8 protein-coding genes are annotated in these 13,623 nt (G+C 73.7%); 2 read left to right on the plus strand and 6 right to left on the minus strand.

Annotated features, from left to right (window positions below; all coding sequences use genetic code 11):
- Positions 1-103: 103 nt before the first annotated feature.
- The 4 genes from ABZX22_RS01905 to ABZX22_RS01920 form a co-directional block, all read right to left on the minus strand.
- Positions 104-910, minus strand: a complete 807-nt coding sequence (locus ABZX22_RS01905; protein ID WP_354905042.1) for a sulfurtransferase — start codon at positions 908-910, stop codon at positions 104-106.
- Positions 907-2,070, minus strand: a complete 1,164-nt coding sequence (locus ABZX22_RS01910; protein ID WP_354905044.1) for a nucleotide pyrophosphatase/phosphodiesterase family protein — start codon at positions 2,068-2,070, stop codon at positions 907-909. Before ABZX22_RS01910 ends, ABZX22_RS01905 begins: the two co-directional genes overlap by 4 nt.
- Before the next feature lie 249 nt (positions 2,071-2,319).
- Positions 2,320-2,910, minus strand: a complete 591-nt coding sequence (locus tag ABZX22_RS01915) for a DUF5998 family protein (RefSeq protein ID WP_354905046.1) — start codon at positions 2,908-2,910, stop codon at positions 2,320-2,322.
- Positions 2,911-3,098: 188 nt separating this feature from the next.
- Positions 3,099-5,795, minus strand: coding sequence for a GNAT family N-acetyltransferase (locus ABZX22_RS01920; protein WP_354905049.1), 2,697 nt, complete (start codon positions 5,793-5,795; stop codon positions 3,099-3,101).
- A gap of 158 nt (positions 5,796-5,953) precedes the next feature.
- Here ABZX22_RS01920 and ABZX22_RS01925 point away from each other — a divergent pair, with 158 nt between their 5' ends.
- Positions 5,954-6,847 carry a sugar kinase gene (locus ABZX22_RS01925; RefSeq protein ID WP_354905051.1) on the plus strand — a complete coding sequence of 298 codons (894 nt, stop codon included), beginning with the start codon at positions 5,954-5,956 and terminating at the stop codon, positions 6,845-6,847.
- A 54-nt stretch (positions 6,848-6,901) separates the two neighbouring features.
- A complete protein-coding gene (locus tag ABZX22_RS01930) occupies positions 6,902-9,781 on the plus strand; it encodes an ABC transporter substrate-binding protein (RefSeq protein ID WP_354905054.1) in 2,880 nt (959 codons plus the stop codon).
- A 119-nt stretch (positions 9,782-9,900) separates the two neighbouring features.
- On the opposite strand, the gene ABZX22_RS01935 is transcribed toward ABZX22_RS01930, so the two are convergent.
- Together ABZX22_RS01935 and ABZX22_RS01940 are read right to left on the minus strand one after the other, a co-directional pair.
- The gene (locus tag ABZX22_RS01935) at positions 9,901-11,985 is read right to left on the minus strand and encodes a RecQ family ATP-dependent DNA helicase (protein ID WP_354905056.1); all 2,085 of its coding nucleotides are present in this window, start codon (positions 11,983-11,985) and stop codon (positions 9,901-9,903) included.
- A gap of 755 nt (positions 11,986-12,740) precedes the next feature.
- A complete protein-coding gene (locus ABZX22_RS01940) occupies positions 12,741-13,565 on the minus strand; it encodes a TauD/TfdA family dioxygenase (protein WP_354905059.1) in 825 nt (274 codons plus the stop codon).
- Positions 13,566-13,623 lie beyond the last annotated feature (58 nt).

Here is a 13,623-nt window from a genome sequence, read left to right on the forward strand (position 1 = left end):
GGTGCCGAGGCGGGCCGTCGAGCGCCGCGGCGCGCGTGCGGCCGTGCCGCAGCGCCGGACGGGGCGGTACGGCCCTGGCTGTCCTGCGGGTGTGGCGGTGAGGTCAGTCGGTGGCGATCGGGCGGGACGGGTCGCTGATCCAGTGGGACCACGAGCCGACGTAGAGCGCCGCGGGGACGCCCGCCAGCTCCAGCGCCAGCACCTCGTGCGCCGCGGTGACGCCCGACCCGCAGTAGGCGCCCACCCGCGCCCCCTCCAGCGCGCCCAGCGCGGCGAAACGGTCGCGCAGCGCGGCGGGGGCCAGGAAGCGGCCGTCCGGCCCGACGTTCTGGTCGGTCGGCGCGCTGACGGCGCCCGGGATGTGGCCGGCGACCGGGTCGATCGGCTCGACCTCGCCGCGGTAGCGTTCGGCGGCGCGGGCGTCCATGAGCACGCCGGAGCCGGCGAGCTCGGCCGCCTGTTCGGCGGTCAGCATGGGCATGCCGCCGGGCCTGGCCGTGAAGTCGCCGGACACGTGCGGCTCCTCCTTGGAGACCGGCAGCCCCGCCTCGGTCCACGCGCGGAACCCGCCGTCGAGGACCCTGACGTCCTCGTGACCGAAGTAGCGCAGCGTCCACCATGCCCTTGCCGCGGCCATGGAGTCGGCGTCGTCGTAGACGACGACGGGACGGGAGCCGCTGACGCCGAGCCTGCGCATGGCGGCGGTGAACGCCTCGGCCGAGGGCAGCGGGTGCCGGCCGCCGCCGTTGGGCGGCGCGGCCAGGTCGGCGTCGAGGTCGCAGTAGACGGCGCCCGGCACGTGCCCCTCGGCGTACGACTCGCGCCCGGACGGGCCGCCTCGCCGGTAACGCACGTCGAGCACGCTGGCTTGCTCCATCGCGGCCAGCTCCGCCGGGTTGATCAGGGTCATCGGGTGGATACCTCCAGGAGTGGGACGTGCTGTTCCGCGGCGGTGAGCGAGCCGTGGTAGCCGGTGAAGAGCGCCTCGATCGGATGCGTCTCAGAGGCGAGGATGGCACAGTCGGCGTACGGCACGGCGACGACGTCACCGATCCTGTCCAGCCATTCCCTGCGCACGTCGGGCCCGAACCACCCGGATTCCACCGCTTCCTGGCGTGAGACGACCCACGCCTTGCCGTCGAGCAGGTCCCGCCAGGCCTCCAGGACGGCGGGAGCGGCGCCCGGCTCGGTGTAGAGGTGCCTGGCCCTGGCCTCCCCGCCGAACATCGCCACGCCCGCGCGCAGTTCGGGTGTGGCCTGGGCGTCGATCTTCTCCTCGGCGTTGACCATGCCGTGGTCGGCCGTGACGTACAGGGCCGAGCCGGGCGGCAGCGCCGCGGCCAGCCGTTCGGCCATCCTGTCGACGATCTCGAGCTGGTCGCGCCACTCGGGGCTGCCCCAGCCGGTCAGGTGGCCGGTGGCGTCGAGGTCGCCGTAGTAGACGGTCACGTAGGCGCGCGGCGCGCTCAGCGCGGCCGCCACGCCGGCCACCCGCTCGTCGACGGTGTCGGCGGGCACGTAGCGGACACCGCGGTAGACGGCGTCGGTCAGTCCCGTCCCCTCGAACGCGGCCGGCGCCACGTAGGAGGTCTCGACGCCCGCTCGGGCGGCGCGCTGGTAGACGGTCTCGGCCGGTTGCCAGCGGCGCGGGTCCATGGGCGGCAGGCCCTTGGGCAGGCTCCAGCGCAGGCAGTTGAACAGGTGGTTGCGGCCGGGCACAGCCAGCGTCATGCCCATCATGCCGTGCTCGCCGGGCGGCAGGCCGGTGCCGAGCGTGCACAGGCTGGTGACGGTGGTGGCGGGGAAGCCGGCGGTGAGGGCGGCGCGCGCCGTGGCGGCGGCCAGGAACGGGGCCCGGTCGGCGTGGGCCTCGAGGAGCCTGGCGCCGAGCCCGTCGACCACGAACACGCACACCCGGTCGGCCGGCTCCAGCCCCAGCACGTTGCCGTCGGCCGTAGTGGCCGCGCCGAGCGCGCTCAGCAGGGAGCCCGGCAGGTCGGCCAGGGAGGCGCCGCCGTAGGCGGGGATCAGCGGAACCCGGTCGTACGGCGTGGCCGGGACGTCGTCCATCAAGCACCTCGCTCGCCTCGCGTGGATGTCAGGAACCGTTCTAGCGGGCGCCGGCCATCTCGCGATAGGGCCTCGGACACCGCCGTCCGCCTGAGTGTCCCGGCTCACGGTGGGGAACCCGGGACGGGGAACCCCTGCCCGCCCGGCGGCGGGGCATGCCGGGCCGGTCCACCGAGATGTCGCGTGGTCCCGGTCCGGCATGCGCCGGCGAGAAGGCGCGGAGGGGGCGTTACGCGGGGAGCGGACGCGTCAGGCGGCGGCGCGGGCCGTGGCCTCGGACAGGGCCTTGGCGAAGGCGAGCACGTGGCCCACCGCCTCGGGGCCGTCGGCGGCCTCGCTGACGCGCAGCGACAGGTCGTCGGCGGTGATCGCGCCGGTGTAGCCGTGGTCGGCCTCGCAGTTCTCGTCGCCGCAGGTGGCGGGTTCGAGGTCGACGTGGGAGATGGCGCCCCAGCCGATCGTGAGCGTCACCTCGGTCGGCGGCACGCCGGGGACGTAGGAGGCGGGATCGGGCACGACCCTGGTCACCGCGACCGACTGGACGCGGGCCAGCCGTACCGCCTCGGTGGTGGTGGAGGCGTGCGAGGCCGAGACCCCCTCGGCGGGCGGGTGCTCGTCGGTGTGGCAGACCAGCAGCCGTGTGCCCGTCAGGACCAGGACGGTGACGTGCCTGCGCACCTCCATGGCCGGGTCGAACGTGGCCTCGTGGTGCACCACGTAGGCGGTCACCGCTTCCTTTCCCAGCGCGGATTCGACCGCATCGGTGACGAGGTCGGGGTAGTAGCCGCTGCGCTCGATCGCTTCACGCAGGCCCGCGGCTGAGACTCGGGTTTCCCTCATGCATCCATCCTGCCAGCCCCCGAGCACCGCTCACACTCGTCGTTCCGGACCTGGACGGGCGGCCGCGCAGGCCCTCGACGCTCGGCGCCGCGGCCCGGCAGGCCAGGCGGCACGAACCGCGCAGGCAGGGGACGACCGCGGTCAGGCGAGGCGGCACGAACCCGGCGCACACAGGGGGGCGACCAAGGTCAGGCGAGGCGGCGGGGGCCGCCGTCGCGCCGCGGACCCTCAGGACTCCTGAGGACGGCACGCGCGCCCAGGACGACGACCTCCGACTCCCCCACGAGCACCGGGTCGAGGTCGAGCCTGGACACCTCCGGCAGGTCGTTGGCCAGGCGGCCCACCCTGACCAGCAGTTCCTCCAGGGCGCCGACCGCGACGGGCGGGTAACCGTACTCGCCGAACAGCAGCGGCGCGGCCCGCGGCGAGCGCACCAGCCCCGCGGCGTCCTCGCCGGTCAGCGGGGCGAGGCGGTGGCCGCGGTCCTGCAGCAGCCTGGCGGTCACCTCGCCGAGGCCGAAGGAGACGACCGGGCCGAAGGCGGGGTCCTCCCGGACGTTCACGACGGTAGGGACCGCGGGTTGCGGGGCCATCCGCTGCACGGCGAGGACCACGTCGGCGCCGAGCTGGCCGGCCAGGTCCGCGTAGGCCTGGCGGACGGCGGCGGCCGAGGTGAGCCCCAGGCGGACGGTGCCCGCCCGCTTGGCGGCCTCGGGGTCGGCGGCCTTCAGCACGACCGGCCAGCCCAGGCGTTCGGCGGCGGCGACGGCCGCGTCGGGGGTGGCGACGACCTCGGCCGGCCAGACGGTGAGGCCGTAGCAGGCCAGCAGCCCGGTGGCGTCGATCTCGACGGGGCCGGCGTCAAGGCGGTCGGCGGAGGGTTCCGGCGTGTCCTGCCCCGCCGGTTCGGGCTCGGGCGAGCGGCTGGTGAGCGCGTCCGTCACGAGGGCGCGGGCGGCCGCGGTGTCGAGGTGGTCGAGCTCGGGCGGCGCCCCCTGGGGCTGTTTGCGCCACAGCGCGTACCTGACGACGTGGGCGAGGGCCCTGACCGCCTCCTCCGGCGCCGCGTAGGAGGGCACCGAGCCGCGCTCGGGCAGGGTCGAGGGGTCGGTGCGCAGCTCGGGCGGCATGCCGAGCTGCCCTTCGAAGGTGGCCAGCACGGGCTTGCCCACCTCGCGCGACACCCGCACCAGCTCGGCCGCCACCGACGTGGCGTCGCCGGGGATGGGCGGCATGTAGATCACGACGGCGGCGTCGACGTCGGGATCGGCCAGCACGCCCGCCAGTGCCGTGCCGAACTCGGCGGCACCGGCGGCGGCGCCCAGGTTGACCGGCGGCCGGGGCTCCAGCTCGGCGCTGACGCAGGCGTCGACGGCCAGCAGGCCCAGCGCGTCGGAGTTGGTGACGAGCCCGACGCGCGGCCCCGCGGGCAGCGGCTGGCAGGCCAGCAACTGCCCGACGTCGAACAGCTGGATGAGGTCGTCGACCCTGATCACGCCCGCCTGCTCGAACAGGGAGCTGAGCGCGCTGTCCTGCAGGCGCAGCGCCGAGGCGGAGTGGCCGATGGGCACGCCCTGGGTGGTGCCGCCGCTCTTGACCGCCACGATCGGCTTGCTGCGGGAGATGCGCCTGGCCAGGCGGGTGAACTTGCGCGGATTGCCCAGCGACTCCAGGTACAGCAGGATGACCTCGGTCGCCTCGTCCTCCTCCCAGTACTGCAGCAGGTCGTTGCCCGACACGTCGGCCCTGTTGCCGGCCGAGACGAAGCTCGAGATGCCGATGCCGCGCTGGGCCACCCGCTGCAGCAGGGCGGTGCCGAGCGCGCCCGACTGGCTGAAGAAGCCGACCCTGCCCCTGCCGGGGACCGTCGCCGCGAGCGTGGCGTTCAGCCGTACGGAGGGGTCGGTGTTGGCGATGCCGAGGCAGTTGGGCCCGACCACGCGCAGGCCGTACGCGCGGGCGATCCTGGCCAGCTCGTCCTGGCGCGCCCGGCCTTTCGGCCCGGTCTCGCCGAAGCCGGACGAGACGACGACCAGCCCGCGCACGCCCTTCTCCGCGCACTCCTTGACCACGTCGATCACGCTGTCGGCCGGTACGGCGAGCACCGCGAGGTCGACCTCGCCGTCGATGTCCTTGACGCTCGGGTAGGCCCGCACGCCCGCCACCGCCCGTACCTCGCGGTGGACCGGGTACACGGGTCCGGTGAAGTCGGCGGCCAGCAGGTTGCGCAGCACGGTCTGGCCGACGCCGCCGGGCTCGCGGGAGGCTCCGATGACGGCGACCGAGCCGGGCGTGAGGAGCCTGGCGATCGAGCGGGCCTCGGCCCGGTGCTCGCGGGAGGCGGTGACCTCCGCCGAGGTCTCGGTGGGGGTCAGGTCGAGCGTCATGCGGACCACGCCGTCGGCGAAGCGGCTCTGCGCGGTGTACCCGACCTGGCGCAGGAGGCCCGTCATCCGCATGTTGGCGGGCAGCACGTCGGCGATGAACGTCTCGATGCCGCGCTCGCGGGCGGTGGCGGCCAGGTGTTCGAGCATGACCGAGGCCACCCCCCTGCCCTGGTGGGCGTCCTCGACGAGGAAGGCCACCTCCGCCTCGGCGGGGCCGACCCTGTCGTAGCGGACGACGGCCACCATCTCGGTGCCGATCGTGGCGATGAGGGCGACCCTGTCGACGTAGTCGACGTTGGTGAAGAAGGCGACTTCCCTGTCCGACAGCTTGGGCCGCGGACCGAAGTAGCGGAAGTAGATCGACTCGGCCGACAGCCGGGAGTAGAACGCGCGAAGCCGGTCGGCGTCGGCGGGCCTGATCGGGCGCACGTGCGCGGTGCCCCCGTCGGCCAGGACGACGTCCGCCTCCCAATGGGAGGGATACTGGGTTGCCTCCACAGTCCCGAGCGTAGACCCGCGCCCCACGTGCGGCGTCCGTTGGGCAACGCTTGTGCATCGACTATGAACGGGTGTCCGGTGTATGCCCCACGAGCAGGCCTGAAGCTGTTAAGTTTTTCGGCGTCAGGCGCGAAGGATTGCAGCAAGGCGGTGACATCATGACGCGGGTCGTGGTGGTGGGCGATCTCATGACCGATGCGGTCGCGCGCGCCCGCTACGCGCTGGCCAGGGCGAGCGACACTCCGGCGATCGTGACCATGCACGGTGGCGGTTCCGGAGCCAACATCGCCTCCTGGATGGCGGTCGAGGGTGCCGAGGTCGCCTTCATCGGCCGTCGCGGCGCCGACATCACCGGGCGCAACCGCGACATGGAGCTCATGGGCTACGGCGTCGACGCCCGGCTCGTCATGGACCCCGAGCGGCCCACCGGCACCTGCGTGGTGCTCGTCACGCACAAGGGCGAGCGCACCATGCTGTCCGACCCGGGCGCCAACGCCGCGCTGTCGCCCGAGGACCTGCCGCGCGACCTGTTCAACTCCGGCGGCCACCTCCACCTGTCCGGCTACACGCTGATCAACGAGGGGTCCCGCGAGGCCGGTCAGGCCGCCCTCGACATGGCCCGCAGGTCGGGCATGTCGATCTCGGTCGACTGCTCCTCCTCCGCGCCGCTGGAGCGCACCGGCGCCGAGCCGTTCCTCGAGTGGACCAACGGCGCCAAGCTGCTGTTCGCCAACGCCGACCAGGCCAAGATCCTGACCGGCCGCGACGACCCCGAGGCGGCGGCCAAGGTGCTCACCGCCTGGTTCCCGCAGGTCGTCATCAAGATGAACGCCGAAGGCGCGCTCTGGTACACCAACGGCCGGCCCGAGCCGGTCCAGGTGCCCGCCGAGCCGGTCGACCGGGTGGTCGACGGCACCGGCGCCGGCGACGCGTTCGCCGCCGGGTTCCTGCCCGCGTGGCTGGCCGGCAAGCCGCCCGCCGAGGCGCTGACGGCGGGCTGCCGCCTGGCCGCCAAGGCGATCTCTCACCTCGGGGCTCGCCCCCGCCTCTAGCGCGGCCTATGGTGGATACTCCCCGATGTCCTGACAAGGGAGTGAAGAGCCCGCGTGCGTCCGTTACGGCCAGGCGATCCCCGTGTCGTCGGCGTCTACGAGGTCACCGGGTTTCTCGGTGAAGGCGGTCAGGGCAGCGTCTACCGCGGCGTCGCCCCGTCCGGCGAACCCGTCGCGATCAAGATGCTGCACGCCAGGTTCGCCGACGACGCCTCGGCGGTGCGGCGCTTCAGGCGCGAGGCCGAGGCGGCGCGCAGGGTGGCCGAGTTCTGCACGGCCAGGGTGCTGGAGGTCGGCGCGCTCGACGACCAGCCGTACATCGTCAGCGAGTACGTCGCCGGCCCGTCGCTGCAGCGGCAGGTGGCCGAGTCCGGGCCGCTGACCGGCTCCTCCCTGGTACGGCTGGCGGTCGCGACCGCGACCGCGCTGGCGGCGATCCACCGCGCCGGGGTCGTCCACCGCGACCTCAAGCCGAGCAACGTGCTGCTGGCCCCGGACGGGCCCCGTGTGATCGACTTCGGCATCGCGCGGGCGCTGGACGTGAGCCAGAGCCTGACGACGAGCGTGGTGGGCACGCCCGCCTACATGGCGCCCGAGCACTTCCACGGCGACGCCTCCCCGGCGAGCGACGTCTTCTCGTGGGCGGGCACGATGGTCTACGCGGCCACGGGGCGCGGGGCGTTCGGGTTCGGGCCGCTGCCGGTGGTGATGCATCGGATCCTGGTCATGGAACCCGACCTGTCGGGGGTGGAGGCGCCGCTGCGGGAGCTGCTGGGGGCGTCGCTGGGCAAGGACCCGGCGGCGCGCCCGACGGCCGAGCAACTGCTGCGGGAGCTGATCAGGGCGGGCTCGGGCCCGCAGGCGCCGCCGTACGGCACCGCACCACCACCGGCCCCCGCTTCCGCGCCGCCGTACGGCACCGCGCCACCACCCGCTCCCGTTTCCGCGCCGCCGTACGGCATGCCGGCACCTGCAGGTCCCTCCTCCGCGCCGCCCTACGGCACGTCGGCGCCCCCGGTGTCGGTCTCCTCCCCCTACGGCACGTCGGCGCCCCCGGTGTCGGTCTCCTCCCCCTACGGCGGCGGTCCCGGGCCGCACGCTCCCGGGTGGACGCGGCCGTCGCAGGGCGCGACGACGCCGGTCACCGCCGCGCCGTACCCGGGGGGTGGGCAGGCGCCGGGGACCCTGTCCACGTATCCCGTCTCCGGGGCGGTGGGCAGACCGTCCGGCCGGGCGTGGAAGGTGCTGCTGCCGGTCGGGGCGGCGGCGATGACCGTCGTCCTGGGCGTCGCGGTGTGGGCATGGCCGCGCCTGGGCCAGAACAGCGGCACGGGCGGCGAGGTGACGGCGACGCCCAGCCCGACCCGGACCGCCGCCGTCTTCAACGCGGCCCTGACCGGCGTGGTCAACCCGTCGGCCAGGAAGGGCGGCACGCTGCGCATCGGCATGACCAACAGCCTGGACAACCTCGACCCGGCCGGCACCTTCTACACCGAGATGTGGAACTACGCCCGTCTCTACGGGCGCGCGCTGACCATGTACCGGCCCGCGCCGGGCACGGCCGGCACCGAGGTGGTGCCCGACCTGGCGGCGAAGCTCGGCGAGACCACCGACAACGGCAGGACCTGGACCTTCACCCTCCGCGAGGGGCTGCGCTTCGAGGACGGCACGCCGATCACCTCGCGCGACGTGAAGTACGCCGTCGTGCGCTCGGGCGACAGGAGGCTGCTGCCCAACGGCCCCGACCCGCTGGCGCGGCTGCTCGACATGCCCGGCCGCTACACCGCCGCCGACGCCGACAAGGCGATCAGCACCCCCGACGACAGGACCATCGTCTTCAGGCTCAAGAAGCCGATGTCCACCTTCAACCAGATCGCGACGCTGCCCGTGACGATGCCGGTACGCAAGGGCGCGGCCAAGCTCCTGTCGTCCGGCCCGTACAAGCTGGACATCCAGGCGGGGAAGACCGCCACCTTCGTCCGCAATCCCGCCTGGAACCAGGCCACCGACCCGAACCGCACCGCCCTGCCGGACCGGGTCGAGCTCACCTGGGGCATGGACGGCGAGGAGGCCGACCGGAAGCTCCTGTCCGGCGAGCTGGACCTGCACGCCGGACCGCTGCCGGCCACCCTCGCCACGGTGCGGGCCGACCAGCGGCTCAACGCGCGGGCCGACGCGCCGTCCCTGGACCACCTGCGCTACCTGGCCGTCAACACGCGGGTCGCGCCGCTGGACCAGCCCGCGTGCCGCAGGGCCGTCCTCGCCGCCATCGACAAGAGCGTTCTCCACCGCCTGTACGGCGACGGCCCCTTCGGCACCGAGATCGCCACCCGCCTGCAGCCGCCGCCTCTTCCCGGCAGGGGCGAGCTGGACGGCCCCTCCCCCACCGCGACGGCCGCGCCCTCTCCCGCCTCGTGCGGCCGGGACCCGTTCACGCTGCTGGTCAGGAACGGCCCGACGGACGTGGCGGCCGGGAACGCCATCCGCGACAACCTCACGGCGGCGGGCTTCCACGTCACGGTGAAGAACGTGGACGTGCTGCACGAGTTCGACAAGCTGGGCAACCCGGCGGCGCTCACCAAGGAGAAGATCGGGCTGGTGATGCGGCGGTGGTCCGGGGACTGGCCGGACCCCGACCCGCTGCTGTCGCAGCTGATCGACAGCAGGGAGATCGTCGACAGCGGGTTCTCCGCCAACGTGGGCGTGCGGCTGCCCGAGGTCGACGCGCTGATCGACGAGTCACGGCGGACGCTCGACCCGCAGGCTCGCTTCCGGCTGTGGCGGGAGGCGGAACGGCGGGTGCTGGAGGAAGGACTGATGGTGCCGCTGCTGTGGAGCAAAGCGGGGTTGATCAGGGGCAAGCGGGTCACGAACGCCCACGTCAGCAGCGTCTACCAGCACTACGACGTGACCACGATCGGCGTCACCGGCTGAGGCGTGGTCACCCGGTCCTCCGCCGGAGAACCGGAGGACCGGGTGACCGGCGAGCCCGCCCCGGCTACGGCCCCGCATCGCGGGACCGGCGGCGGGCCGCGGGCGACCCGGGCGCGGCGTCAGGAGGTGGTGGCGAGGGCGAGGGGCATGACGGCGGGCGCGCCCGCGTGGCGGATCAGGGCCGCGGCCAGTGTCATCGTCCACCCGGTGTCCACCCGGTCGTCGACCAGCAGCACCGGCCCGCCGCACCGCGCGATCTCCGCGCCGAGCTCCCGCGGCATGGCCAGCGTCGCCCTGATCGCCTGCACCCGCTTGGCGCTGTTGAACTGCTGCCCCGGCGCGCCCGCCCGGTAGCCCAGCTCGCCCAGGTAGGTGAGCCTGCCGACCTGCGCCAGCCGCTCGGCGAACCCTCTGACCAGCACCGGACGCGACGCCGACGGCACGTTCACCACGGCGACGGGCCGCTGCCGCCACTCCCACGCCGCCAGCACCTGGACGACCGCCTTGAACATGTCGTCGGGGACCGGCCCGTCGGGTCCGTTGAACAGCTCCCGCAGCCGGTTGCCCCATCCGATGTCGGTCAGCCTGCCCAGCGCCCTGCCCGGCTCGGCGCCCAGGTCGGGCTTGATGCGTCCGGACAGGTCGGCCAGGCCGGTGGGCCACTGCCGGCGCGCCTCCACCTCGACCCCCGGCCTCTCGAGCGTCTGCCGGGCGCGCTCCACCGCCGCCGCCGCGATCTCCGGCGAGCGGTGCGTGCCCGTGCAGTTGTCACACCGCCCGCACGGGGCCGCGGCCTCGTCGTCGAGCCGCCTGCGCAGGTACTCCTCCCTGCACTCGGACGTGGTCAGGTAGCCGAGCATGGCCTCCTGCTCGGCCTTGCGCTCGGCGGCGATGCGGGCGTAACGCTCGGCGTCGTAGGCCCACTCCTCGCCGGTCGCCGTCCAGCCGCCCTTGACCCTGCGGACGGCGCCGTCGACGTCGAGGACCTTGAGCATCATCTCCAGACGGCTGCGGCTGAGGTCGACGACGTTCTCGAGGGCCTGGGTGGACAGCACGCCGCCCTGCTCCAGCGCCTGGAGCGTGGCCCGCACGACCGGCTCGGGCGGGAAGGCGAGCGAGGCGAAGTACGCCCAGATGTCGCGGTCCTCCGTGCCGGGCAGCAGGATGACCTCGGCCCGCTCGACACCGCGGCCCGCGCGGCCGACCTGCTGGTAGTAGGCGACGGGCGACTGCGGCGCGCCGACGTGGATGACGAAGCCCAGGTCGGGCTTGTCGAAGCCCATGCCGAGCGCGCTGGTCGCCACGAGCGCCTTGATCTTGTTGTTGAGCAGGGCCTCCTCGGCGGCCAGACGTTCGGCGGGATCGGTCTGGCCGGAGTAGGCGGCGACCTCGTGCCCCTGCTCGCGCAGGTAGGTGGCGATCTCGTGGGCCGCGGCGACCGTGAGGGTGTAGACGATGCCGGAGCCCGGCAGCTCGTGGAGCGTCTGGGCCAGCCAGGCCAGCCGCTGCTCGGCGCTCCCCAGCCGGACGACCGACAGGTGCAGGCTGTCGCGCTCCAGCGGCCCGCGCAGAACCAGCGTGTCGTCGCCCCCGAGCTGCTCGGCCACGTCGCGGGTGACGCGCGCGTTGGCGGTCGCGGTCGTGGCCAGCACGGGGATGCCGGGCGGCAGCTCCTCGAACAGCGTGGCGAGCCTGCGGTAGTCGGGCCGGAAGTCGTGACCCCAGTCGGAGATGCAGTGGGCCTCGTCGACCACCACCAGCCCCGCGCTCTCGGCCAGCTCGGGCAGGACGTTGTCGCGGAAGTCGGGGTTGTTGAGCCGCTCAGGACTGACCAGCAGCACGTCGACCAGGCCCTCGGCCACGCGGCCGTAGATCTCCTCCCACTCCTCGGGGTTGGCGGAGTTGATCGTGACGGCGCGGATCCCGGCCCGCTCGGCGGCGGCGATCTGGTTGCGCATCAGGGCCAGCAGCGGGGACACGATGACGGTCGGGCCCTCGCCGAGCTCCCGCAGCAACGCGGTGGCGACGAAGTAGACGGCCGACTTGCCCCAGCCGGTGCGCTGCACCACCAGAACCCGGCGGCGGTCGACCACGAGCGCCTCGATCGCCGACCACTGGTCGTCACGCAGCCGGGCGTGATCGCCCGCCAGCGCGCGAAGGTGGGCTTCGGCTTCTTCCCGCATCATCGCGACCGCATCAGTCATGTGGTCCTTGTTACCAGGTCCGGGCGACGAATTCGTCCGCCTGCGCCACGCCGCATCCCCGATCCGCAGCCGGACCCGGCCCCCACTCCCCGATAGATCCCCTGTAGGGCCCCCTATCCGCCCCTCCTGTACGGCCTCTGCCGCCCCTCCTGTACGGCCCCTGCCCGCTCCTCCTGTAGGGCCCCCTGCCCGGCCCCTCTGGTACGGCCCCCTGCCCGGCCCCTCTGGTACGGCCCCCTGCCCGGCCCCTCCGGTACGGCAGGCCCGGTCACGCCCACCGTGGGTGCGGGGCCGGGGTCTGTCCTCCACGCCACTCCAGCGGGACTCCGGCGGGCCGCCGTCACATCGCCCATGGCCTGTGGGAGTAGTCGAGCGCCTGGACAGGCGGAGTAAGCGGCTGGACCGGCGGGGGTGAGCGGCTGGGCGGGGTGTCCGTGACGGCGGCCCGCCACGTGCGCTCGGTGACGCGTGACCCTGGACAGGCGTCAGCCGGTGACCGGGGTGGCGCGTGGGACGGCTTGCCGTACGGGCCGGACGACCGGTCGGACGGCGCGCCGGTGACCACGGATGGGACGTCCCAAGGCCTGGCCGGGTGGCGCGCCGGGAGAGGGCGGTGCGCGCATCGGCGGGCCAGGCGGACCGGCGCCGGACAGCACGCACCGTTCGGGAGACGCCGCGCCAGGATGCCGCGAGGCGCCGGTGCCGCGGGGTCCCGCGCGCCCGCCGGTGCGGGCCCGCCGGGCGCGGGAGACCGGTCAGGCGGGGTCGGCGTGTTCGGGGAAGGCGTTGATGGTGACGCGGTGCATGCGGCGGCGTTCGGTGTAGTCGGCGACGGCGTAGTGCTGGGTGGAGCGGTTGTCCCAGAAGGCGAGCGTGCCGGGACGCCATCGCAGCCGCACCTGGTACTCGGGCGAGCGGATGTGGTCGATCAGCAGGGGCAGCAGCGCCTCGTTCTCCCTGTCGCCGAGTTCGACGAGCCGGGTGGTGGACGAGCGGTTGACGAACAGCGCCTTGCGTCCCGTCTCGGCGTGGGTGCGGACGACCGGGCGCACCAGCGGCGGCCACGCGGCCTGGACTTCGGCCAGGTCGAAGGGGTGTCCCTTGGAGATGGCCTTCGTCATGGAGCCGGTGATGTCGTGGACCGCGGTCAGCTCGTCGCACAGGCGCTGAAGCGGCGGCGAGAGCGTCTCGTAGGCGAGGTAGGTGTTGGCCCACAGCGTGTCGCCGCCGACGCTCGGCAGCTGGACGCAGCGCAGCAGGGAGCCCATCGGCGGGGTCGGCTCGAAGGTGTTGTCGCTGTGCCACTCGTCGCCGCCCTCGCCCTTGGGGTCGGTCTGGTCGAGCACGTGGATGGGGCTGGCCCCGTCCTTCTTGAAGGCGGGGTGGTTGAGCGTGCCGAAGTTGAGGGCGAACTGCAGGTGCTGGTCGTCGTCGATGTGCTGGTCGCGGAAGAAGAGCACGAGGTGGTCGAGCCAGCCCTGCCTGATGGTGGCGACCTCCTCGGGCGAGAGGGGTTTGCGCAGGTCGACGCCGGTCACCTCGGCGCCGATGTGCTTGGTCACCGGATGGAACTCGATCATGACGCCTCCAGGGGATCTCCTCCCCGGGACCGTACTTGCCAAGCAATTGCTTGGTCAA

The organism is Nonomuraea sp. NPDC003804, from assembly GCF_040610675.1.
Lineage (GTDB): Bacteria > Actinomycetota > Actinomycetes > Streptosporangiales > Streptosporangiaceae > Nonomuraea.

What these genes read in the sequence shown, in the direction of transcription:
- ABZX22_RS01905 (WP_354905042.1), bottom strand. Translation starts at nt 910, where the DNA reads ATGACCCTGATCAACCCGGCGGAGCTGGCCGCGATGGAGCAAGCCAGC.
- ABZX22_RS01910 (WP_354905044.1), bottom strand. Translation starts at nt 2,070, where the DNA reads ATGGACGACGTCCCGGCCACGCCGTACGACCGGGTTCCGCTGATCCCC.
- ABZX22_RS01915 (WP_354905046.1), bottom strand. Translation starts at nt 2,910, where the DNA reads ATGAGGGAAACCCGAGTCTCAGCCGCGGGCCTGCGTGAAGCGATCGAG.
- ABZX22_RS01925 (WP_354905051.1), top strand. Translation starts at nt 5,954, where the DNA reads ATGACGCGGGTCGTGGTGGTGGGCGATCTCATGACCGATGCGGTCGCG.
- ABZX22_RS01935 (WP_354905056.1), bottom strand. Translation starts at nt 11,985, where the DNA reads ATGACTGATGCGGTCGCGATGATGCGGGAAGAAGCCGAAGCCCACCTT.
- ABZX22_RS01940 (WP_354905059.1), bottom strand. Translation starts at nt 13,565, where the DNA reads ATGATCGAGTTCCATCCGGTGACCAAGCACATCGGCGCCGAGGTGACC.